Raw genomic sequence first — 241 nt, 5'->3', positions numbered from 1 at the left:
CGTCTCCTGTTGCTGCCGTTGTTAATACCCCCGCCGATATGGGCTCTACTAAAATAACGTTAGAGCAAGCTATGGCCCATCCCGATTGGCTTGGACGTCAACCAGAGCGCGCATTTTGGGGCAGTGATTCTGCTACCATTATTTATGCACGTAAAGAGCAAGGTAATGAGTTACGTAACTTATTTAGCCAATCAATTACAAGCCAAAGCGCAGAGCAAATAGCACTTAATAAACTGCACAC

At 45.6% G+C, this 241-nt stretch carries 1 protein-coding gene; it reads left to right on the top strand.

Annotation, left to right across the window (positions count from 1 at the left end; all coding sequences use genetic code 11):
• On the top strand, window positions 1–241 hold a 241-nt coding region (locus AAEY57_RS20930; protein ID WP_350608773.1), incomplete at both ends, for a hypothetical protein.

The sequence above is a fragment of the Pseudoalteromonas sp. MER144-MNA-CIBAN-0113 genome (assembly GCF_040308965.1).
In the GTDB taxonomy this organism is placed as follows: Bacteria; Pseudomonadota; Gammaproteobacteria; order Enterobacterales; family Alteromonadaceae; genus Pseudoalteromonas; species Pseudoalteromonas tetraodonis.
The sequence above is the reverse complement of the archived record's forward strand: the minus strand, read 5'-3'. Positions and strand labels throughout refer to the sequence as shown.